The sequence below is a fragment of the Chitinophaga arvensicola genome, from assembly GCF_900110835.1.
Taxonomy (GTDB): Bacteria; Bacteroidota; Bacteroidia; order Chitinophagales; family Chitinophagaceae; genus Chitinophaga; species Chitinophaga arvensicola.
On record NZ_FOJG01000002.1, the window covers coordinates 2,146,766 to 2,170,215 of the forward strand.

The 23,450-nt window shown below is 48.7% G+C and carries 14 protein-coding genes; 1 reads left to right on the forward strand and 13 read right to left on the reverse strand.

Features of this window, described 5'->3' with window-relative positions; genetic code table 11:
- Positions 1 to 3: 3 nt before the first annotated feature.
- Positions 4 to 486, reverse strand: a complete 483-nt coding sequence (locus tag BMW79_RS26045) for a hypothetical protein (protein ID WP_089900029.1) — start codon at positions 484 to 486, stop codon at positions 4 to 6.
- A 35-nt stretch (positions 487 to 521) separates the two neighbouring features.
- A complete protein-coding gene (locus tag BMW79_RS26050; protein ID WP_177192336.1) occupies positions 522 to 1,610 on the reverse strand; it encodes an AI-2E family transporter in 1,089 nt (362 codons plus the stop codon).
- 248 nt (positions 1,611 to 1,858) lie between these two features.
- Between BMW79_RS26050 and BMW79_RS26055 the strand changes: the two genes are divergently transcribed.
- Positions 1,859 to 4,261, forward strand: a complete 2,403-nt coding sequence (locus tag BMW79_RS26055; protein ID WP_177192337.1) for an ABC transporter permease — start codon at positions 1,859 to 1,861, stop codon at positions 4,259 to 4,261.
- Between the two features lie 8 nt (positions 4,262 to 4,269).
- Here the strand turns inward: BMW79_RS26055 and BMW79_RS26060 are convergent, their stop codons facing one another.
- The 11 genes from BMW79_RS26060 to BMW79_RS26110 all read right to left on the reverse strand — a co-directional run bounded on the left by BMW79_RS26060 (position 4,270) and on the right by BMW79_RS26110 (position 23,441).
- Entirely contained in the window at positions 4,270 to 4,653 is a 384-nt protein-coding gene (locus BMW79_RS26060; protein ID WP_089900038.1) for a hypothetical protein, read from the reverse strand.
- 102 nt (positions 4,654 to 4,755) lie between these two features.
- Positions 4,756 to 8,595 carry a glycosyl hydrolase family 28-related protein gene (locus tag BMW79_RS26065; protein ID WP_089900041.1) on the reverse strand — a complete coding sequence of 1,280 codons (3,840 nt, stop codon included), beginning with the start codon at positions 8,593 to 8,595 and terminating at the stop codon, positions 4,756 to 4,758.
- A gap of 68 nt (positions 8,596 to 8,663) precedes the next feature.
- A complete protein-coding gene (locus BMW79_RS26070; protein ID WP_143059273.1) occupies positions 8,664 to 10,112 on the reverse strand; it encodes a carbohydrate-binding protein in 1,449 nt (482 codons plus the stop codon).
- 11 nt (positions 10,113 to 10,123) lie between these two features.
- On the reverse strand, positions 10,124 to 11,884 hold the full coding sequence (locus BMW79_RS26075) for an alkaline phosphatase family protein (protein WP_089900044.1): 1,761 nt from the start codon (positions 11,882 to 11,884) through the stop codon (positions 10,124 to 10,126).
- A gap of 25 nt (positions 11,885 to 11,909) precedes the next feature.
- Entirely contained in the window at positions 11,910 to 13,514 is a 1,605-nt protein-coding gene (locus BMW79_RS26080; protein WP_177192338.1) for a DUF5008 domain-containing protein, read from the reverse strand.
- 31 nt (positions 13,515 to 13,545) lie between these two features.
- Positions 13,546 to 14,268: a hypothetical protein gene (locus BMW79_RS26085; protein ID WP_089900049.1), complete on the reverse strand. Its 723-nt coding sequence runs from the start codon at positions 14,266 to 14,268 to the stop codon at positions 13,546 to 13,548.
- A gap of 11 nt (positions 14,269 to 14,279) precedes the next feature.
- A complete protein-coding gene (locus BMW79_RS26090) occupies positions 14,280 to 15,788 on the reverse strand; it encodes a RagB/SusD family nutrient uptake outer membrane protein (protein ID WP_089900052.1) in 1,509 nt (502 codons plus the stop codon).
- A 29-nt stretch (positions 15,789 to 15,817) separates the two neighbouring features.
- Complete coding sequence (locus BMW79_RS26095) at positions 15,818 to 19,051, reverse strand: SusC/RagA family TonB-linked outer membrane protein (RefSeq protein ID WP_245752682.1); 3,234 nt, start codon at positions 19,049 to 19,051, stop codon at positions 15,818 to 15,820.
- A 58-nt stretch (positions 19,052 to 19,109) separates the two neighbouring features.
- Positions 19,110 to 20,171, reverse strand: a complete 1,062-nt coding sequence (locus BMW79_RS26100; RefSeq protein WP_177192339.1) for a DUF5007 domain-containing protein — start codon at positions 20,169 to 20,171, stop codon at positions 19,110 to 19,112.
- 31 nt (positions 20,172 to 20,202) lie between these two features.
- Positions 20,203 to 21,825: a carbohydrate-binding protein gene (locus tag BMW79_RS26105; RefSeq protein ID WP_089900057.1), complete on the reverse strand. Its 1,623-nt coding sequence runs from the start codon at positions 21,823 to 21,825 to the stop codon at positions 20,203 to 20,205.
- A gap of 47 nt (positions 21,826 to 21,872) precedes the next feature.
- A complete protein-coding gene (locus BMW79_RS26110) occupies positions 21,873 to 23,441 on the reverse strand; it encodes a RagB/SusD family nutrient uptake outer membrane protein (protein WP_089904268.1) in 1,569 nt (522 codons plus the stop codon).
- Positions 23,442 to 23,450 lie beyond the last annotated feature (9 nt).

Below are 23,450 nucleotides of genomic sequence, written 5' to 3' on the forward strand. Positions count from 1 at the left end.
GGATCAGTCCCCGCCGGACAACTGTTTCAGTTGTCGCAGGTAATCGTATTGCAGATCCTCATGTTGCGTGGCAATTACTTTGGCGATCTTCTTCAGCTGTTGTTCGTAGAGGTTATTCAGCTGAACACTATAGGAAGATAGTAACCCGGCCGCTTTCATCTTCTGACAGAAATAAATCAGCAGTTCTGCTTCTGCGGCTTTGGAGCCTGTATAACGTATATGCTTGTTGGTTATGCGGAGAATTTTGCGGAGCCGCTTTTTGGCGTGGTATAATTTATCACCGCCCATTTCTGTGAAGCCGTTGTCTATTTCTTCTTTCACGGCGGCCACGTAGCCTTCTTCATTATGGGCTTCAAACAGCAGGTAGGTGAGCAATTCCTTGTTATCGTTCTTGTATTTGGCCAGGCGTAAACATAACGCCGACAGTTCTGCCGGCGCGAGGGTAGTCAATTCTTTTTTTATTTCACTGATGCTCGCAGCTTTCATATTTTGTCTGATGATCGGGGCGAAGATACTATCTATTATGCAGCATGGGAACCCGGGGTCGTATCTTTACGATCCAGCCAGGAGTTGAAAATGGTATAGAACACGGCTACGATGATGGCGCCCTTAAACATGCCGGTGAATCCCCAGGCAGCCATGCCGCCAATAACACCGATGAACAGCACCAGGAAAGGCAGCTTCCCGCTTCTGGCAATCAGCAGCGGTTTCAGGATGGCTTCTCCCACCTGGATGCCGGCGCCATAAATGGCGAGGAAGACCGTCATACCGGGATGTCCCTGTGTGGCCATCCAGATGGTAAGCGGTACCCATACGACCAGCGGTCCGATCTGGATCACTACCAGGAAAAAGATGATGGCAGCCAGGCCCAGTGCAAAAGGAATTCCGGCGATCTTCAACCCGATAAAGGAAACAATTCCCGTGATAAAAGCCGTTCCCATTACACCGATCGACACGCCCTTTACAGCCATGGTGGTGGCTATCAGCAGATCAGCCCCATCTTTCCTGCCCAGCAGGTGCTGCGCGGTAGCACGGATAGGCCGCACGGCCTTCTCTCCTCCTACCAGGAAAAAAGCGGAAATGATAATGCCGATCACCAGCTGTCCGGCCGCCCCCAGGATACCGGCGCCACTGCTGATCACATGATGTAATATCATTCTTACCTGTTGTTCGTGTACATTGGTGGATAAGGTTTCGCGGGGACTTTCCTGCATGTGCTGCCAGAACTCGGTAATATCAGGCCCTACATAAGGCATCTTTACCAGCCAGTCGGGCAGCGCCGGCAAGCCGTTTTCCTTTACATTGGCGATCCATTGTATGGCTTCACGTACATGCCCGCTGAGGGCTGCAATAATATAAGTCACCGGCAAAGCAATAATCGCCACCAGCAGAATGGCATAAACGGTAGCCACCAGTTTGCGCCGCCCTTTTGCCCAAAGCACCACCCTTTCAAACAGCGGGTGAAAGGATACTGAAAAGATAAGCGCAAAAGTAAGCACGCCAAAAAACAGCCGCAGCACACTATAGAGTGCCAGCAGTAATGCCAGCAGCAGCAAGAGCACCAGGATGGATTCTATCATATTCTTCGAAGCAGGCCGGAGGTGATTCATACGCGGAGTTTTAAACAGGTTACTCCCTAAATATAACACCATTCCGTTAAATAGATATCCGGCCTTTACCTTAAATTACGTTGCTACCGTTGTCTCCGGGAGTAAACCGGGGGTCAGCAATTCCGGACATCCGCATGTCCGTTTCCGGACAATTTTCCAAAGGCCGCCATGTGCGTATCAGGTCTGGCAAGGGATTCCGGGAAATGGCAATGTTCTTGTATACCGGACAAGGCTTTAAATGCAGCAGTATGTTCAGCAATTATCTTAAACTGGCGGCGAGAAATCTCCGGAAAGACAAATTTTATGCCTCCATCAATATTGTGGGGTTGGCAATGGCCACCGCCGCGTTCCTGTTTATCATTCACTACGTGCGGTTTGAAAACAGCTACGAAAACTTTTATAAAAGGGCGGACAACATTTACCGTATTACGCTGGACCTGTATAAGGGTGCGGAATATGTGTTCACCGATTGTGAAACACATCCCCCGATGGCGCCCCTGCTAAAAAAAGAGATGCCGGAAGTAGTGGATTATGTCCGGGTAGAAAACATGGACGAAATCCGTGATATTAAATCGGATAACAAAATATTTAAGATCAACCATGCATATGCGGTAGATCCTTCCATGTTCAAAGTATTTAACTACGACTTTATAGAAGGCTCGCCGGAAGGCATTTTTACAGCGCCTAACCAGGCGGTGTTAACAGCCTCACTGGCCAAACGGCTGTTTGGCAATGAACCGGCGCTGGGTAAAACCTTCCTGGATGGAAACGAGCTGTTTACCATCAGCGGGGTGATCAAAGATGTGCCACCCAACACGCACCTGAAAGTGGAATTGTTGCTGTCCCTGCTCACCGTTACACGCAGGAATGTAGACCTGACTTCCTTCCACGGCAACAATAACTATACGTATGTACAACTGGCGCCGAATGCGAACCTGGCAGCTTTCAACCGCAAGCTGAAAGACTTTGCCAAAGCGCATATCAAGAACGCCCTTTATACTGCGGAGCCCATCAAAGATATTCATCTGCATTCGCATAAATCGTTTGAACCGGAAGAAAACGGCGATTCCAAAACGGTGCAGTTCATGATGGTCATTGCCGTACTGGTATTACTGATAGGCGCAGTGAATTACATCAACCTGACCACTGCTAGGGCATCTGACCGTACCAAAGAAACCGGGATGCGGAAAGCATTGGGCTCTTCCCGTTTATCACTGATCAAACAATTCATGACGGAAACGTTACTGCTGAATATCATTGCGCTATCGCTGGCATTGCTGCTGATTGCAGTGCTGATGCCGGCTTATGTAAAGCTGATCGACCGACCTGTTCCTACCAATATTTTCCAGTTGCCGTATTTCTGGTATACCGTACTGGGCTTGTTTGCGTTCAACTGCATAATATCCGGTCTGTATCCGGCGCTGGTATTATCGGGCGTGAAGCCGGTGAGTGTTACCCGTCGGTCTTTCACGGCGTCGCAAGGCGGTACCGTATTACGCAGCATACTGGTATCCGGGCAGTTTGTAGCGGCACTGGTGGTGCTGTCTGCCTCCCTGATCATATTCCGGCAGTTATCGTATATGCGTCACCAGGACCTTGGTATCAATACCAAACAGGTATTGATACTGCCTATTCCTGCCGGTAATGGCGACGGTATTGATTCCATTCGCCGGGCGCAAAGCCAGGTTTTCATGAACCTGGTAAAACAGCTGCCGCAGGTAGAACGCGTGAGTAACAGTGGCGCGCTACCCGGTGTGAGCATCCACGAAGTGAATACATCCACAGGAATCAGTCAGTATGGCTCTGATCAGGGTTTGGAATATACCTATTACTTCTATGGCATCGATGCCAATTTCCTGCCGCTGATGGATATTAAAATGGCCGCAGGTGAAAACTTCCGTGCAGACGGCTCCAATAACGATCAGCTTATTATGAACCGGGAAGCCTGCCGTATGCTGGGTTTCAAGAGCCCGGAAGACGCGATTGGGAAAAAGCTGTCGCTTTCTTTAAGCAATCTTGGATATACTACCATTAAAGGCGTAGTGGAAGACTATCACCAGCAATCCCTGAAAGGCGCACTGCTGCCGATGATCCATTTCTATTTCCCGGACAGGGGCAAATATTTCAGCATCCGGCTGAATACTTCGGACATGGATAAAACACTGGCCAGCATTGGCAACTACTGGCAGCAGCAATACCCGGGCTATCCGTTTGAATATCGCTTCTTTGATCAGCTCTTTGATCAGCAGTACAAAGCAGATCAGCAGTTTGGCAGGATTGTCCAGATCTTCTCCGGTTTTACGTTGTTTATTACCTGCCTGGGCATCCTCGGGTTAACCGCCTATAACATCAATAAGCGCCGGAAAGAAATCAGTATCCGGAAAGCGCTGGGCGCCTCTGTATCACATATTGTAACGTTGTTATCGGGAGATTTTATAAAACTGGTACTGATCGCAGCTGTAATCGCTACCCCGTTGACCTGGTATGTGATGAACAGCTGGTTGCAGGAGTATGCGTACCGCATTCAGATCCACTGGTGGATGTTTGCCATTGCGGGTATGGTTACCTTATGCGTGGCATTGCTGACCGTTGGGGTACAGTCGGTGAAAGCCGCGCTGGCCAACCCGGTAAAAGCATTGAAATCCGAATAGGCAATTGATCAGGGGTGCAGCGACAGGCGCATGAATTGCTGCACCTCTTCATTGATATCTTCCGGTAACAACATCCGGAAATGATGATTAAACTGTTGACGATCGCCCGGTACCTGCGCAATTTTCTGGAAACAGAGGTTTTCTTCATAGGGCTTTTGAAAGGGGAACACGATATGCACAAAATTCTTCCCCAGCTGTGTTACCCAGGCTACACGCCGTTCTCCGCTGCCAATACCTATCATTGATTTAGTGGGATACAGGTATACTTTCTTGTCCAGCTTCACATATGCTGCAATAAAATGCCGCAACAACTCCAGCGTTTGTGCGGATTTACCTGCTATAAAAGCTTTGAGCAGGGGATCGGTGTTCTGATCTAATAATGAAGTAGCCATCTCCCTTAATTTACCGGAAAGTTAGGGAAATGGTTACAAAAAAATAAGCCGGCCTTAAAAGGCCGGCCGTCATATCAGATCGAATAATAAACAATTAACTTCTTATGGTATCACCACTGCTTTTACGAACCGTTGTCCGTTGCTGTGTACCGCTTCCAGTAAATAATATCCTGGCAATATTTTATTGTTCCATTGAATGGTAACCGGTGTATGCTTATCCGTTACATTCACGGTAGTCTGGTAAACTGCCTGGTTCATGTAGTTCATCAACCGTAGCTGGTAGCGACCGGTAGCGCCTTCCCTGAACTGGAGCGACAAACGGGAACCGGTTACCGGGTTCGGGTATACGAAAAGTCCGCCTTCTGTTCCGGAAGGATTTACTTTCACCACATTACTGTAGGCCACCTGGTTATTAGCGCTTATTGCCTGCAGGCGGTAGTAAGCCTCATCGTTGGCCTGACGGGCATCCAGCGCGGTATAGAACGCTTTTTCCGGATCTGCCGTTACGGTAGCTACCGGAGAAAACTGTGCCCCGTCTGCCGAACGCTGTACTTCAAATCTTACCCACTTCCATTTATCGGGCGACGACCACGCGATGGAGATCTGATCCAGATGTGGCTGTGCCTTGATCCTGAACTGAGCTGCCGCAGGATCTATCGGCGCCTTGATGAAGGCGGTGGAATAAACAGTATCGGTAGAGATAGCCGTTTTGTTACCATCCAGTGTTGTTACAGTGATAACGGCCACGCCTGCACTTTTTCCTTTCACTTTACCGGTGCTGTCTACCGTAGCAACCGCCGTATTGCTGGAGGCCCATACTTTTGCTTTATTGGTGGCATTTACCGGGAGAATACTGGCAGTGAGCTGCAAGGTGGAATCCACTTTGAAGCGGGCCGATACCGGTGTTACGCTCACACTGGCTACATCCACTTTACCGAATACATAGAACTCGTGAATAGACCAGTAGTTCCCTTTGGCGCCGGTTTGCACAATTTTGATATATCTGCCGGTTTTATCGGTAAAGCTGATCAGCGTCATACCGGTATTACCCACCCCGGTAGCGATAGCGGTGCCCCAGTTAATACCATCATTGGAGGTATAAGCGCTGTAGCCGGCGGGGGAATCGTCCGGGCTACCGGTTACATCGAGTACGATGGCGTGGAAAGTATTCACGGTTTTCATATCTACCGTAAATGATTGCCCGTTTACCTGCGAGCCTTGTGTATCCCAGCGGGTAGTAGCGTTGCTGTCGAGTGCATTTTTAGCGTTGCCGTTGTTGGCAGATGCGGTAGCGGTCCATCCCTGCCGGTCCATGGCGCCTACAATGGAAACGCCCCAGATATTACCCAGGTTATTTTTCCATAAGGCAGCCGTGCTGGTTACCAGCTGGGTGCTGTCGATAATAGAAGAACGGGCCGATAAACGTGGACCTGCGCCGCCGTTGAGCAGGCTGCCCACCGACCAGATAGCAGAGTTATGTACATTCAACGCGCCGCTGGACAGGTTGCCCCATCTGAGTTGTCCCGGATGATGAAAATTAGCCTGCTGCATATTGATGGTACCGCCGTTCATGATCAGTCCTTTGCCGGGATTACCCCACCAGTCGGAGTTGAAGAGCGTAGCGGAACCGGTATAGCTCGGCTGTGAAGACAGATAAGTTGTAGTGGTGTCGCCATACGCTACTATCTGGGAATTGATAAAATCCATATTGCCGGCGCCGGCGCCTTCAAAGCGCATACTATTGCGGGAGCCGTCGATACCGAGTCCCAGGATCAGTCCTGTAGGACCGCTGCTGTTTTCTGATTTCAGCACGATACCGCTGTGGGAACCAAACACAAAATCATTATACAATACTTCATTCTGGCAATTGCCGAGTGTGAGGAAGTCGAGGTTGGCGTAGTTATAATCATAAGCGCCAGAGTTATCACCGGTGGGTGAATTGGCCCAGCTACCAAACTTCGATTCTGATCCGGCAGCATATACGATGGTATTGAACTGGAGGTTATAAATTTTGCCTCCGGCAGAATTTCCACCTACCCGGATGCCGTTTTTAAATACGTGTCCGGCAACGAAGTCGAGGTAATGGTTATCGCATTTGTAGGTAAACAGGTCGATACCGCTATAGGTAGCGCGCATACCCACATTTACAATATACGCGTCGCTGCCCGTCACCTGGATGAGGTAAGGATAGGCCGGTACATTGGGCAGGTTGGAATACACCTGCTCGGGGTAGTTGAAGGTCATGCCCCTCACGCCGCTGTTGGCCGAGAGTTTGAGGAAGGGTGTACCTGCTGCGTTATTTTTATCTGCATATACTTCGATAATACTGCCGGGTCCCATGGGCACAGAACTCAGATCGGCGGAGCCTTTCAGTTCCACGCCGGAGGGCACCGTGAGGTGACCGGTTACTTTATACTTGCCGGGTGGCAGGAATACGATACCGCCGCCGTCCTGCGAGGCCTTATTTAGGGCCGACTGTATAGCAGTGGTGTTATCGGTGGTACCATTGGCCACCGCATTAAAAGGGGCCTTTGTAGCGATATATAATACCGCTCTTGATGGCTTCTTCGTTTCAGCGCTTACATCCGGGAAAGCAGGCAGTGCTTTCAGGGTGAGCGGCGTATGATCGATGGTGCTGGTATAAAGAGAATTGTTCTGGATATTCACGCCTTTTGAAAAGCGGTTACCGGTTACAATGCCCCTTGAATTGTTGCCCAGCATAATCTGGGGCTGGTTGTTATTGAAGTCGTTGTCGGATGCCATGAAGGTGCCACCGCCCACATCTACTTTTCCTTTGGTGATGGTGCATTGCTCCAGCATGGTGCGGGTAGTGGATGCAGGATCTACAGAAATACCATTCAGGGTACCGCCGATGCTGCAGGTGTGAAACTGGGCCGTGCCTGAAGTACCGGAAGCAATGGCTACTCCTGTCTCGCAGGAAACAGTATTACAACGGGCAAACATAATCCCGTCGGAGCTGACTACCTCCAGGTAGATACCCGTTTTACAATTGGTGAAGGTCATACCGTAGTTATGACCATTGGGGATAGAACCTACCGTAGTGAGGGAGGGCGCGGCATGAAAGCCTTTGTTATATCCTTCTATATTTACAAAGCAGGTGTAGGACCAATCGTTTCTTCTCATCACGATACCGGTACCGTTCTGGTAGATCCAGCCTTCAAAGGAGCTGCCGGCAGCGGGAGCATTGGCGAGTCCGGAGCCAGACCAGTAAGCGGGTGAGAAATCGAGACTTTCAATATGTCCTACGTCTGCGATATTATCTATTTCAATACCACGGGAAAGCGGGGTGCCGTACAATCCGTTGATGATAGGGCAGCTACCGCCGTTTAAGCGGGAGAATATGGCGCCGCTGTAGGCGTTTACAAAAGTTACATTCTTCGCGTTACAGAAATCGTTGCCGAAGTAGTTGGGTTTTCCGAACATAATAGCCGGCGGATAAGGGGTAATATTCGCGGGCAATTGTTCGGGGTACCAGATGGCAAGATCCATTACAGCAGAAGAAGGTTCCATGGTAATAAACGGGGTGGCGTTTTCATCGCCGCGACCGGAAAAAGCCATGAGTATAGTGCCTTTGATGGCTTGTCCTTTTACAGGTTTCTGCCATTCGCCGCGAATGGTCACTCCTTTTGGAATGATGAGGGTGCCATTGATGCGGTATTTTCCCCGTGGAACAAACAGGGTACCGCCGCCGAGTATACGAAGGGTGTCGAGGCGGCTCTGGAAGATGGCAGTTACATCGGTAACGCTATCGCCGGAGGCGCCGTAGTCGGCTACATTGTAGGCCGCTACAAAAGCATCTTTGGTGGGGTACAACGGGTTAATGAGCTGCCAGGACTGGGCGCTGATGCTGACCAGGGGTAACAGGGCAATCAGTAACAGAAAAATGGTTTTTTTCTGAGGGAATGATAAGATAGTTTTCATACGCGGATGATGTTTTTCATGGAAAAAAAATGCAGGGGATATACCTTATTGCATACCCCCTGCTATCATTAATTTTTTCTTGTGAAAATGAAATCTCTCAGGTTGGTATCACCTGCCTCCCATACAAACTTCACCAGGTGTTTACCAGGTGTGAAATGCACTGTACCGTGGATATACATGTATTTATCCCAGCCACCGGTTGGTGTATATGGAATGCTACCTGTCTGGTTTACACCATCCACTTCAATATGCACATTACCGGTAGTACCAGGTGTGGTGATATTGATGGCAATGTCAAAGTCGCCTTCCACCTGTGATTCCACGGTATATTTCAGCCACTCTCCCGGTGCGGTGAAGCCGATGTTGGCGCCATTTCCTTCAATGTCTACGCCTTCGGAAGTACGGTAGGTACCGCCTCTGTTGGCTTCGTCATTATCATGATAGCCCCATCCTTCTCCGCCGAGGTCAAAGTCGGCCGCCTTGATCATGGCAGTGGCGCCTATAGCTGCGGGTAATTGCAATGGCGTACCTGAATATGGATTGTATTTTAGTCCTTCCGGATCCAGGATAACAATCAGTGTGTTCCTGGTGGTATCTATTTTATAAACGGACGGATCGTAGAGGTCCAGTGCCAGCGCCAGTTTTTTACCGGCATGTGCAGCAAAGGCTGCCAGTTTCACGGTAACAGGGAAGTTCAGTGAATTATTGAAATCCTTGAAAGCGATAGAATCCGGCAGTACCAGGTCGGCAGCGGTGAGTGCGGCTACTCCGGGCAAAGCATTTTCTGCCAGCAGTTTGGCGATGGTATCCTGGTTTGGTTTTACGCGCAGGTAAAAAGATTTACCGGCGGAGCTGGTGTAGCTTACCGCTAACGGCACCTGGATAGTACCATTGCCCAGCGTATAATTTTTAGTACGCAGCGCAGGCACCTGGATGGATTTGCCGGCATCCGGATAGTATACATAGTGGATCTGATCAATCGGTACAATACTGGTGGTATTGATCTGTACCACTACAATTTTCTTAGCCGGATCCAGCTGGTTGTTTTTGGTAGGATTGGTCAGTTCTACCGCTACCGCCAGTGTCTGGCCATAGTATTTTTCGAAGGTGGCCAGGTTTACTTTCAGCGTGAAAGCCGCTTCCTGCTGACCAAAAGGCACATTTACCAGGTTAGGCAGTGAATAGTCTTCCTGGGCCAGCAATACGCCATCAGGAATTGCGTTGCTGGCGATCATACCGGCAACGGTATCCGGGTTTACGGTAATGCCTATATCAAACCTGGCCGGTGCTGCATCCGATAACAGGATCTTCAGCGGGATATCTACCGTGGTAGTGGTTTTGGTATAGCTGCTATCGCCTAACGGGATCTTTAACTGTCCGCCGTCGCTTTTAAAGGCAACACCAACCTGTTTCACGGTGATATCTTCTCCTTTGATGTCCGGTTTTTTGCAGGACACCGTGGTGACTGCGAGGTAGCTCAGCAGCATCCAGAGGGGGTACTTTATGTTGTTTATCATCGGGTAAAGCGTTAATTGTTATTCATACTTACATACCTGGTGGTCCATACTCTTCCGTCGAGGTTCCAGCGAAGATCTGCAGATACCTGGAGCCAGTCGAGGATCTGCCGGCTTACATCTACCGGTTGTGGCATCAATCCGGCAATGTTATCCGGAGAAGCAGGACAGATCAGGTCGTTGAAGTTGAACCATCCGTATGGACCTTTGAGGGAGAAGTCGCTGAGGTTATCGCTTTTATCTTTCAGCACAGCGCCCTGACCATCTGTACCTGTCCAGTAACCGGCGATGGCTTTCTTTAAAGGGTGACTGGCCGACATGCTGGTTTCGCAGGCATAATCAGCGATATTCTGATCGGTGGCTGCGCTGGTCCATACCTTCAGCTCAGTAACATATACATCCGGTGCGGGGTAACTGCCTGCATAAGGCAGGTAGCCAAGCAGCAATGGTGCGGTATTGTTCAGGTTACCGGAGCCGGTGATATCGAGGTCTTTATTGAATTTGCCATCGGTAAAAGTTCTGACGTGCATAGTTTTAGCGGAGGTATCATACACAAAGCTGGCGGCGATATCATGCCAGTTACCATCGCTGATGTCTGCACCATCCACGATCATGTTAGCGGTTCTGCCGGGTGCATTCTGACCAATATTCAGTCGCCAGCCTTTCTGGTTCAGTACTACAGCCCAACCTGGATCGCCGTCGTCGAGGGTGGCTCTTTTGGAGAGTACCGCCGTGTTGGCATAAGTATAGTCGCCGTTAGCGCCGGGTTGTACTTTAATCTTCATTTCGATGGTCAGTCCGCCTCCATCGCGGATATCATAGTTGCGGTTTACATCGTTGATGGAAGCAAATACAGCGGATGCATCTTTTCCATAGAGATGAACCCCCTTGCCCATATAACGGTTACCGGTATACGGTTTATCTATAAAAGAAGGCAGGTACACGGGTGTGGAGAATATGGTGAACCCGTTTATTTTCGGATTGCTGAGAATGGTGTGGTCGTCTTCCGTAGGAGGAATCGTCCAGGCGCCGCCATGGGAGGAGGTAACCACTATCATCCAGTTTTCCGATGCGTAGCTTTTACGGGCTTTCAGTGCGGTAAGCAGTTTACCGATGTAATCATCTGTCTGGAAGATAGCAGCGCGGTATTGCGGTACGCTGAGGTCATAGCCATACTGTGCACCGCTGGCATCCACGCCGTTGTACTGCACCATCACGAGGCCGGCGCTGTCCTGCGCCAGTTCGGTTACGGCAGCAGTAGTAGCCGCTTCATCGTTGTCGGCAAACGTTTTGTTCACGTCTGCACCGGCGGTGAGGTTATTCCCCAAAGCATCAGAAGAACTGAAGGCGGCCACACGGATACCGGGCGCTCTTTCCTTGATGCGTTTAAAAAATACGGGGAAGTTGTTCAGGTTATTGTTATCCATCGAATTATTTTCGATGCTGTGTTTGGCTTTATGCACGCCGGTGAGCAGGTCTGCCCAGCCGGTGAGATCTCCGATATCGGTGTCTGTAATGGAATTCCAGCTGAATACCGCATGATCGGTGAGCGCCGAAATATTGGGGGTATTTGCATCCCTGACGGATACTCCTCTGGCCCCGTCCATGATCACGAACAATACTTTGGGATTCTTCACGATGGCACGGGTGGTGTCGGTATAATCCCCGGGAGTAAGGGTGCGGTCAAATCCTTTGTTGCAGGCGGTCCAGGTGGCCAGTCCTCCGAGCAATACCCACATCATTCCTTTTACCCGCATTATATTATTTATCTGCATGTTTCAATGAATTAGAATGTAACGATCATTTAACTAAAAGCCGGCTGATATTACCCAGAGGTTGCTCATCGAACTTGCCGAAACTACCGGTGATCAGCAATTGCAGCTGACCCGCAAAGTTTTTGGTTTCGTACACGCCTGTTACGATACCATCCATATCGCCGGTGGTGTTGTATCCTTTTGCCAGGGCACCGGTGCCATCGAGCAGCATCAGCTGACCACGGTGTACGCCGCCATAGTTTTTAAAGTACCCGCTTACCAGCACCATTCCGTTGGATAACTGTTTGGCATAGTAATAGGTATCATCGTTATTTTTGGTAGCGCCTTTGAATACCGGGTCAAGAGAGCCGTCCTCATTCAGAATGGCCAGGCCGTTCTGTACTTTGCCATCAAAACTGGTAAAGCCTCCCGACAGTGTAAATTTGCGTTTTGCTTCATTATAGGTAAGCGATGAAATATAATTATCTGCGCCTATTCCCACTTTGAAAGTACGGTCAATAGAGCCGTCTGTATTCAGGCGTACGATGTAGTTTACGGACTCGTTGTTATAGCGGGTGAAACGGCCAACCAGGATCAGTTTACCATCTTCCTGCATAAAGGCATCGTTGACAGGGCCGTTGGGGCCGTCATTGCTGCGGTGCAGGAGGAAGTTATAGTTGAAAGACGAATCCAGCGAGCCATCAGCAAAAAAGCGTACCACACTTTTGATCCTGACAGAGTCGGTTACCAGGGAATCCCGTTTGCGACGGTAGTCTGATTTTCCGTATACCCGTTGCAGGTAGAAGTTGAAGTTGCCGGCAGCAGTGATGGTACTGCCATGCACAAATGCGCGCTGGATGCTGCCATCTACCCCACCATTAAAAGCGGGTACCGTGTCCTGGTCGAGGAAAGTTCTTACCACCATACTATCAATGGTACCATTGGAATTCAGTACGGTAATATTGCTAACTTCTCCCCGGTGGATATCATAGGTAGAGAAGCTTCCGCTTATCACCATTTTTCCATTGGGCAAAGTGCTGATGTTATTCAGGTAACCGGTTGGCAATGCGTCTCCTACCTGGAGGGAACGGTCCAGTTCTCCATCTTTCGATACCAGTACAATTCTGTTCAGTGGTTTTACAGATCCTTTGTTCTCGTAGTTATTGAAACCACCGATCAGGATCATTCTGCCATCCGGGAGGGGCATCACCTGGCTGATGTTACCATTCGAACCAACCAGTGCTTTAAAGGTATTATCCTGGGTCAGTTTTCCGTTAACGCGGAATACCGGTCCGAATACAATTTTGTCGTCTACCGTTACATAGCCGATCCCGGTGCTGGCATTTTCCGGCACTTTCACCTGGATGCTCACGCTGTCTACCGCTACGACTTCTGCCACTTCTCCGTTGATAAAAAATTTCAACTTCGACTTATAGGGTACCAGGCCAGTGGCTTTATAAGTAACCACTGTACCGGGATCACCAAGACGGGGGCTGGGGAAATCGGTACTCATTCTCACACCCAATGGCGGTTTACCACCGGCATAGGGATCGTCATATACTTTATCTTGATTGTTTTTACAACTGCCCAGCAGCACCATACAGATACCTGATAAAAGAATTGCGTTGTAAAATCTGGAAATGCATCTCATCTGCAAATATTTATGCGGTTGATATATAGTTTTATTTACCGGAGTTGGCAAAGGCCACCCGCACATCGTCGGCAAACCGGTATTGGTTGAACCCGAATATGCTGTGATCGGCACTGAGCACATGCACCACGCCATTTTTAGTCAGGATGTTGCAGGATGCCACAAATGCGATGTTCCAGTTCTCAGTGGGCCTTGCTACATCCGGGATATAGGCAATGCTGAGCTGCCGGTATCCTACGTACTTCACACCATTATCGCTGTTATACACTACACCGATGTTCATCGGTTGGTTATCCCAGGAGTAATAGGTTTGTCCGGGAAAATTGATGCGCAGGTTATAATCGATCTGCGGATAATCCTTCAGTTGGTTAGTACCATGAAACAGGTAAAGGGTCAGGTATTTGCGCCATATTTCAGGTGGTACATCCTGTAACGTGCGGATGGTATCAAATCCCTGTCCGTAAAGCAGTTTATTGGTTTCCACCACCAGGTTCTGGATACTGTAGTCAGTAGGCGAAAAGAAGGTGATGGTATCTTTGGTAAATTCATTCTCCATTCCGGCAAGCTTTACGATGGTTGCTACGGAGTCAAAATAAAATGGCTTCGCATTGAAGTAGTCCACCACTGTTCCATCGAAATATGGATTAGCCAGACCGGAGTCGAGATAATAATCTTTCTTACAGGAAGAGAGTCCTGTTACTACGATCATCAGCAGTAACAGTCCGGGAAGCGTATATTTTCTGAGTAAGTTCATAACCGGTAATTTTAATTAGTCCAGTAAGTATTTAATTGGATCAACGGATTCTGATTCTGTACAACGGGGTCCAGCGGCCAGGTCCATCCGCCCATATTAAACTGCAGCTGGGTGAGTGGATAATAACACCACTGTGAGTTGAAGATGCGGCCTGTTCTTACCAGGTCAAAGTAATAGTGTCCTTCTCCCATCAGCTCCCTGGCTCTTTCTGCAAAAATCTCATCTTTCAGTGGCTGACCACCTGGTCCGTTGTACGGATTTGCCAGCGCACGGTTACGGATAAGATTCAGGTTGTCCATGGCTTCCTTATCACGGTTCAATTCTGCCAGCGCCTCTGCCAGCAATAGAATTCCATCAGCATAACGGAAGAGGATCACATTACCATCGGGGTTATAATCTTCTTTATCATTGATCGCATATACGTTCACGAATTTCAGGTATTGGAAGTCGCCGTTATCTGCAAACATATTTTCATCAAACCAGTATTGCACGCGGGCATCCGGCTGTCCTGTAGGAAACAGTCTGCGCAGGAAATCGGCCCGGTAATAGGAGTAGCTGTGCTGATGCGTAGCTACCGGTCTTTTATAGGGATAATGCAATACCAGATCGGAGAAAGTATTGTACATAATAATTTCATTGTAGTTCGCATTCTGTGCTATTTCAAACAGGCTTTCTTTGGTACGGCCCTGGAACAGTTTGCGGTAATCGCTCAGCAGGAGCAGGTCGTACTGTTTGCTGCTTACCAGCTCTGTACCCATATCGGCAGCCTGTTGGTAGTAGCTCCTGGCATTGGCCTTATCGAAGCCGGCGTTCCACATATCCAGTTCCATCATGAGCGTGAGCAGCGCGCCTTTGGTGGCACGTACGCCCACATAGGCCGGATCGCTGTACTGCCAGGGAAGATCGTCTTTTACTTTGGCGAGATCGTCCAGGCAGCCTTTGGCTACAATCGTCATTTTTTCCCTGGGCAAAGGATCGCTGTGATAAGGATCAGTGTAGTAAGGCACATCTCCCCATACCCGGATCATGATCCAATAGGCAATACAGCGAAGAAACACCGCTTCTGCACGGTAACGTTTTCTCTCCGTTTCAGAAACATCTTTAAAGTCTCTTCTGCCTACTTCGTAGAACAGATTATTGGATGCCTGGATCACTTTATAGAAGCCCTGCCAGCGGGTAAGTTCGCCCCAGTGATACAAACCGTCGTTTCCTCTCAATGCAATGAAAGTGGCCAGGTCGTTCTGTGAAACAAAGTGTACATAGTTACGGCCGGCTTCTTCCGGTGATTCTGCCATCATACCGGATCTGATATCACCGGCGTTTGGCAGAAAGGGACAGGAACCCAGCTTATCGCGCAGCAGGCCGTAGGTATCCCAGAGATTACTTTCAATATCTTTCTTATCCTGCAAAAAGGCGTTTCCTGACAGCTTATCCAATGGTTTCACATCCAGGAATTTCTTACAGCCATTCTGACCCAGTGCAAGCAGTAATGCGAGTAAACAGATAATCTTGCGGTTCATGATCAATAACTTTTAAATAAACATTTATCTTAAAACTCTACGTTTAAACCTAAGTTCCAGCTGCGTGGAATGGGGTAGCCATTCGACTGATCCCGGCCCAGTGCGGAAACGTTTTCTGCGTTGGGGCCGCTGTAGCTGGAGAAAGTTTTCACGTTATTACAGCTACCATACACTCTCACTGTATTGATACCATAACGGTGCGTCAGGTTTTTATTCAGCAGATATCCTATCGCAATAGTATTGATCTTGAAATAGGATCCATCTTCCTGGAACAGCGTCTGGTCAGCTCTGTAAGGATTGATAGCACCTGCTCTCGTATAGTCGAAAGGGTTACTGTAGGTGGCCTTGCCGCCGCTTCTCTTCCAATAGTCGATTTCATTGAAATCAACGATCGATTTCTGGTCAAAAGGTTTGCCCAGGTACTGCAGTCTTTCTGCCAGTGCATCGTTGAGGATATCGCGGATGGCTACATAGGAAGCAGTGATATTGAAAGTGAAGTTTTTATAGGTCAGGTACGATTGTAATCCACCGGTAACAAGTGGTTGTGAGTTACCCGCGATGGCGTAATCATTGATATCGAGGATATAGTTGCCATCCCTGTCTTCCCAGTAAGGATCACCTGCCTGGAAATACTGACCGCCTGCAGTGCGGTATCTCAGACCGGTAGCAGGATCAATGGGCACATCTGCCGCATTGCCGAATACACCTTTGGTGGTGAGGAGGTAATTGCTCAGTGAATTACGTCCTACACGGTACAATACATTCTGTCCTTTGTCATTGTCATTCTGGATGAGCTGACGGGCGCCTGCCGGCAGGCGGGTAAGGATATCTTTATTGAGTGCGCCGTTTACAGAAATGCTCCACTGGAAGGGGCTGGATGTTGACAGCGGACGGAAAGTCAGCATCAGTTCATATCCATAATCCGCCAGCGAGGTTTCGTTGGTATTTACCTTGTTGAAACCGGTCATGTTCGACAGATCTTTTGAACGGAGCAGGTTTTCCACTGTTTTATAGTACACATCAAATACCATATCTACTTTTCCTTTGAAAAGTCCGGCTTCAACACCGATATCATATTGTGTGGTAGTAGTAGGCTTCAGGAAGGGGTTGGCCATCTGATCAAAATCACTGCCTATCCTGGGATTACCATTATAGGTACCATTAGGGCGATAGGTTCCATAGATAGAAAACACATCTCCGGAAGGAACGATGTTTTTACCCCAGCTACCACGGAGGGAGCCATAGGTCAGCCATTTGCTGTCCTTGAAAAGTTTCTCTTTATTAAAGTTCCATCTCAGACCCAGTGCAGGGTTTCTTGAGTACGGATCTTCGAAACCGGAGGCAGAGCTTCCATCAATACGGTAACTCGCATCCAGTACATACTTCTGTTTGTAGTTATAGGAAAACAAACCGGCAAAGGAAGCGGTGTGGTTCTGGGCAAAGTTGTCCAGCAAGCCACCACCACGGGAAGCATCGTTACCATAACCCAGCGGACCTTCGTACTGATCATTAGGAGTACGCTGCTGCTGGATCATTTTCGCCTGTAGTCCCCGGTTAAAGGTTTCATTCAGGAAGTTGACAGTAAAGTTGTGCGCTTTGTCGATACTTTTAAAATAAGTAATACTGTTACGGTTGTATAACTGGAAGTTACGGTCGTCGTATGCCTTGATCTTTGAATAATCGTTGTTGGCAGCAGCCGGTGTAAATTCATCCTGGGTGTTGGAAGCGTAGGTATAACTGATAGCTGAACCAAGACTAAGCCCTTCTATGATCTGGTACGTAGCATCCAGGCTGGCGCTGAGGTTCAACGTTTTGTTGTTATTCTGGATTTCCAGTGCCCCCAGGTATCCTGCGGTACTCTGGTAGAAAGATGGAGCGGGCAACAGCGATGATTTCTGTCCGTTGTCTGCCACACCTGTCTGTAACAGGCCGTTACCACTACCCAGCTTCCGTTTACCTACCTGCGTATTCAGCAAACCGAAAACTTTGAGTCTCGGGGTTGGCTGATACAGCATGTTGGTGTTGATAGAGTAGCGATCGAAACCGGTATTGCGGATCACCCCATTCTCGTGGTAGTAAGACAAATCCGTTTTATAGTTGAAAGTAGGATCACCACCGCTGATGTTGATATTATGCGTCTGGTTATAAGTGGTCTGGTAGAAAATGCTCTGCCAGTTGGTAGAACTGTTCCAGTATGGATTTAAGCTATCTGCCAGGAAAGCCGTTTTGGAAATATTGAGCAGGTCAGCATAGGTGCCGTACTGCATAATTTCCTTGATACGGATCTGGCGTTCCATGTTACCTCCTACAGTGGAGCGCAGCTGTGGCGGCGTATTCATAAAGAAGTTACCGGTATAACGTACAACAGGAATCCTGGAACTTCCCCTGCGGGTAGTCACCACAATTACACCGTAGGCAGCTCTGGAACCATACAATGCGGTAGCCTGTGCATCTTTTAAGATCTCCATCGTCTGGATATCTTCCTGCGGGATGAGCGATAAGGGGCTCACACCGGGGCCTGGTGTCTGGAAGCCATACGAGAAATTCGCATCAGCGTCTATAGGCACCCCGTCGATCACATACAACGGGGAGGTGGGCGACAGGAAAGAGTTGGCGCCACTACCTGTCACGTTGATATTGGACAATCCCCTGATGGCAACCGTTCCACGGCCTCCGGGAACACCGGTATTGTTCTGGATATTCAATCCGGGTACACGGCCCTGCAGCAACTGTTCCACGTTGGATACGGGTACCTGTTGCAGATCTTTACCACTCACGATCACGGAACTACCTGTGGCCAGTTCCCTTGTTTTATTCTGATAACCCACGATTACGGTCTCCGTCAGTTTGTTCTCATTAATTACAAGACGGATATCCAGGGGCTTTCCAGCTTTCACTTTAGCGACAAATTCACGGTATCCTACGTAGCGGAATTCGAGACTTGCGTCCGGGGATACTTTTACACTGAAATTTCCTTTGTTGTCGGTAACGCCGATTACCTTTCTTGTTTTACCGATGATCTCCAGGATACCTACCCCGATCATGGCTTCGGTAGACACCTTATCACTCACCGTTCCGGTAATGGTAACCTTCGCAGCGGGGGCAGCTGCCGGCGCGGGTTGCTGTGCCATGGCGGCGGGGGCATTCACCAGCAGCAGGAGGAGCGCTATTGCCCCTGCACCCATACTTCTGGCAGTAAAACGATAAAAGCAGGCAGCCGTACTGTTATCGTGAAATGTTGTTTTAAATATATTTGGTTTCATATCACCAGATCATTTATTTCAAAATGTGATTCACTAGAATTACCAGATGCTTTCTTCCCTATTCATTTCTGAACCTTGGTGTATCGCTGTAGAAATAGAAAATAATTTCCCAGTCGCCTTTCTGATAGATCGCAAAGTAGAAGTCGAGCGTAGCCCGTGCTATTGAGCCTCCAAAGACTTTCCGGTCGTAGGCGAATCTTACTTTCGCCTGTGAGCCGTCGCCTACTGTCCAGCGGGTAGGATATTTAATCAGCGGAATCGGATAGGCTACATCGAAGCGGATATACTCCGATGTCAGTTTCGGGCTAAATCCGTGAATGAGACTATCCAGTGGTCCGGTAGCATTAAATAAAGCGGGATTGATGGGCAGCGAATCCTTGTCCATGAATTTAAAAGTGAGTGAGCTGCCATTACCTGTTTTATGAAAGAGTACGCGCACACTATCACTCTTCATCGGCAACTCTGTGCTATCACCCATGATATTCACCATTCCCGGGTGATTGTATACCCGTGCATAGGAGGAGGAATCCGAGGTATATCGGATGGCCGGCGCTCCGGTTAACGGATCAATGTCGGCGGAGGGTGAATAAGGCAATTCCCTGTAAGGTAAAAGCGTCAGATCCTTATAAGTATTGGAACCACCGGAGTTGGAAGCTACTACATCAAACAGGTAACCGCCATTGGGTACTTGTGCTACCATGCTGCTGTCTGCTCCTGCCCAGAGTATGAAGTCGCCGGAGTGTTCACGTATTTCCCACAACGGATGATTCTCCTGTATTCTTTTCGCATTGATTTCCGCTACCGATTTCTCGTCACCGGTATATCCCTGTTTCCAGACCCATACTGGTATTACTTTATTGAGATCAGTAGACGGCTGACCCGTTATCATGTTACGCACATTCATGATTTTAAACGTGAGTGGCGTAGTGGAGTTATCGGTATTATATATGCCGCTGAAAACGGTGGTACGGCCCAGAGTGGGGGTAAATGATTTCTGGGAATACGTGGCCTTCGGACTTAAATAATCAAGATCTTCCGGCAGCCATTTTTTACATGCTCCCAATCCCATTAACAGGACAGCGAAAGTTCCGGTGAGTCCGTATCTGCATAATTTAGACATATCATTCAACATTTTATTCGTTTCGTTAACCTTAGTTAACTTCACTGATTTTATAAGATCTGATATTATAACCGCCGTTTTCCAGGAAGAATCTCATGGTATGTATGCCTTTCTCCAGGTGCACCGTGCGTGGTGTGGTAATATCCCTATAGTTAGACCAGTCGCCCGTATTAGGGCAGGTCATAGATCCGCTCACATCCTGTCCGTCTATTTCAAAATGGAAACGCTGCCCTCCGTTGGGTTCATTCGGACTGGCCAACCTGGCGGAGAAGAAGTAATCGCCGGCTTTCTTTACATCGATGGTATAGTTCAGCCATTCGCCGTCGTTGGTCCATCCCACTTCATATCCACCACCTTCTTTCGCCATACCGATATCTACACCTTCGTTCAATCTGAATTTCTTAGGCTGATTGTCTGCATCTGCATCGTGATAGCCAACACCTTCTCCACCGGGATCAAATGCTTCCACCGGAATAGTACCTGGCACGGGCCATGGACCATTATTTATCGGAACGAAACGCATGTAACGGAGGTTATAGTTAGCCAGGTCATACTGCACTTTCAGCAGGTGTTTACCAGCAGGAAGCGGGCGGGTAATGATCTCGTTATAATACCAGTTCTGGTTGCCGCCGGTGCCTTTGATCTTGATACCGTTGGTCACCATATCGCCATCCATTTCCAGGTGCAGGGTACCGGCATCTTCACCGGCGCCTTTGCCGGATGCAGCTTTTAAATAGAGGTGATAAGGACCGGGCTCATTCACGAATACCGTGAAAGCCAGCCATTCGCCGGAAGCAGTCCAGCCGATGTCATATCCATTTTCACCACCGCCTGCATCTTCAATATCCACGCCTTCTCCCGGCCGGTATTTACCACCGTTGTTCCGTACATCTTCATCGTGGTAGGCAACTGATTCACCACCTTTATCAAACTGGTCGAAAGAAATGGTGCCGGGAATAGGTAACGGATACCCGTTAAATGGTACCGGCAGTGTAGGATTGATACGGCCGATAAATTCGTCGAAACCGAAAATATGGTTGCGGTCCATTACGTTTACCAACCCGTTGGTGGTTTTAATGTCTACCGTCACCGTGGTGCTGGTGCTCCACTGACGGGTATATATTACATTCTTGGTATTGCTGAATTCTATGATACCGGGGCCACCTTCTGTATAGCCTTCTGAACGGGTAGATACATATCTCCCGTGCATACGGTAATTGTACCTTACTCCTCTCATATCGATACCATCCTGCTTGCTCATGCTATCTGACGGAATGATACCGGGAATGATATAGCGTGTTACCATCGAATCCATTTCATTCGCGGCCGCTGTTGACAGGTACAATAAAGGACGGCCCTGAGCTTTACGGAGGTTATTCATATTGGAGATGGCTTCCGAGAAGCTGGCATTCGTAGGTGCGAACACGGTATAATTACCTTTTTTCAGGCTATCCGTAAGTCCGGCCCTGTCAATTACCAACAGAAAGGAGTCGTAAACACCTGTCTGACTTTTCAGGAATTCGTATGTATTGCCTTTAAATTCATGAATCACATTTTCATGATCATAGTACCCACTATCCTTCTTACACCCGGCATATAAGAACAATATCACCAGTCCTGTTACTGCACCACAACGAAATATGTTCTTTCGCATGAGAAATAATTTGTTTGTTAATAATAGAAAAAGAGAGCTATGCTGTTTTATTTATTGATCCAGTAAGCATTCTGTGTCAGTTGCTTATTCTGCGACAGCACACTTTCTGCAATTGGCCAGTAGATACCGCCCTGGTCGATCAGCCGGTTAAAGGTGGCGTCGTCCCGTTTCAGTTTATGGTAGCGGATCAGGTCAAACCAGCGCCAGCCCTCTCCCATCAGTTCTTTATGGCGTTCGCGGAAGATGGCGGTTACGAGGTCCGGTTCTTTTGTGGCATCATACCTTTCCATCACGCGCAGGTCGCGGATCTGGTTCAGCAGATCTGTGGCGCCGGCTTTATCACCGAGTACCGCCAGTGCTTCTGCTCTCAGCAGCGCCATGTCTTCCATGCGGGTAAAGATGATGGCACTGCCATACATGCGGAAGTCAGGATCGATGGTACCACCGTCGAGTATTACTTTTATCTTCGAGAAAATAGGCACATGGCTGTCGAAGCTGGTGAAATAGTTGGTACTGGTAGGTTCGCCTTTGATACTATCCAGGCTGAAACGCTCATCACGGTTCTGGTCGAACAGGGCCAGGATGGTATCTTTGGGAACATAGATTTCCGGCTGACTTTTAGATACCACCGGCAAGGCCAGGGTCAGTTCCTCCAGGTGGCCGGTATAGGAGGCTTCCCCGTTTGAGAACTGAAAGTCAAACGCAATCATGTGGTTATTGATAAAGTTGTTGGATCCTCTGCCGGAGAAGAAGCCATCGGAGGCGGTGAGCCTTTCTGTTCTCAGAAAGTTCAGGGAACTCTTTTGTGCGTTATCCAATACAAACTTCGTATAGGCTGCCACGTAAGAGTACTTTGCCTGCCAGGCAGCTACGTGTGCCATGAGTGCATAGGCACTCAGTTTACGCGCCAGTACACCGTTCCATTTATCGCCGCCTTCCGCGTAGTAATCCCCCTGTTGCAGCGGATCACCGTTGCTGTAGCCATAGGGCAAAGCATCGGCAGCAGCCTGTAACTCCTGTTCTACAAAGGCGAGTACTTTCTGCTGACTCGTTCTTGGCTGGTTTATAAATTCGCCGTCATGCGAGGTAGTAATCAGTGGTACATCTCCCCATACCCTTACCATGGTAAAATAAGCAAAGGCGCGGAGGAAGCGGATCTGGGCAATATCTACGTTCATGTTCTGATCACTGTATCGCGGATCTTTTGCTTTTACTTCGCCCACATGTTCGAGGAACAGGTTTGCGGCATTGACTACTGCATAAAAGCGACGCCAGTTGGATAGCTGATTAAGCAGGTCGAGCGGCGCATGCAGGTTATTATTGATCACAGCATCGAGGTCCTGGCGTTGTACAGCGGCGAAATCGCCTTTGCGCAGTTCCCCATACATCCAGAAAGCATTATTGTCAGCGAGCGCAGCACGTGTGAGGCCATATACGCCGATCAGTGCACTACGGGTATCTTCATGTGTGTTCCACATATTCTTTTCCGCCACCGTATGCGAGGAATCCACGTCCAGCAATTTCTTGCAGCCGGATAAGGTAACGCCGCAAAGGCATGCCATCAACAACCACTTTGCTGCCTTCCTTTTTTTATTACGAGAGAATGAATACTTCATCAAAAAACA

Excerpts from the sequence above, each read along its gene's own strand:
- BMW79_RS26075 (WP_089900044.1), bottom strand. The coding sequence starts at position 11,884 with ATGCAGATAAATAATATAATGCGGGTAAAAGGAATGATGTGGGTATTG.
- BMW79_RS26110 (WP_089904268.1), bottom strand. The coding sequence starts at position 23,441 with ATGAAGTATTCATTCTCTCGTAATAAAAAAAGGAAGGCAGCAAAGTGG.
- BMW79_RS26105 (WP_089900057.1), bottom strand. The coding sequence starts at position 21,825 with ATGCGAAAGAACATATTTCGTTGTGGTGCAGTAACAGGACTGGTGATA.
- BMW79_RS26050 (WP_177192336.1), bottom strand. The coding sequence starts at position 1,610 with ATGAATCACCTCCGGCCTGCTTCGAAGAATATGATAGAATCCATCCTG.
- BMW79_RS26070 (WP_143059273.1), bottom strand. The coding sequence starts at position 10,112 with ATGATAAACAACATAAAGTACCCCCTCTGGATGCTGCTGAGCTACCTC.
- BMW79_RS26080 (WP_177192338.1), bottom strand. The coding sequence starts at position 13,514 with ATGAGATGCATTTCCAGATTTTACAACGCAATTCTTTTATCAGGTATC.
- BMW79_RS26090 (WP_089900052.1), bottom strand. The coding sequence starts at position 15,788 with ATGAACCGCAAGATTATCTGTTTACTCGCATTACTGCTTGCACTGGGT.
- BMW79_RS26100 (WP_177192339.1), bottom strand. The coding sequence starts at position 20,171 with ATGTCTAAATTATGCAGATACGGACTCACCGGAACTTTCGCTGTCCTG.
- BMW79_RS26055 (WP_177192337.1), top strand. The coding sequence starts at position 1,859 with ATGTTCAGCAATTATCTTAAACTGGCGGCGAGAAATCTCCGGAAAGAC.
- BMW79_RS26085 (WP_089900049.1), bottom strand. The coding sequence starts at position 14,268 with ATGAACTTACTCAGAAAATATACGCTTCCCGGACTGTTACTGCTGATG.
- BMW79_RS26045 (WP_089900029.1), bottom strand. The coding sequence starts at position 486 with ATGAAAGCTGCGAGCATCAGTGAAATAAAAAAAGAATTGACTACCCTC.
- BMW79_RS26095 (WP_245752682.1), bottom strand. The coding sequence starts at position 19,051 with ATGAAACCAAATATATTTAAAACAACATTTCACGATAACAGTACGGCT.
- BMW79_RS26065 (WP_089900041.1), bottom strand. The coding sequence starts at position 8,595 with ATGAAAACTATCTTATCATTCCCTCAGAAAAAAACCATTTTTCTGTTA.
- BMW79_RS26060 (WP_089900038.1), bottom strand. The coding sequence starts at position 4,653 with ATGGCTACTTCATTATTAGATCAGAACACCGATCCCCTGCTCAAAGCT.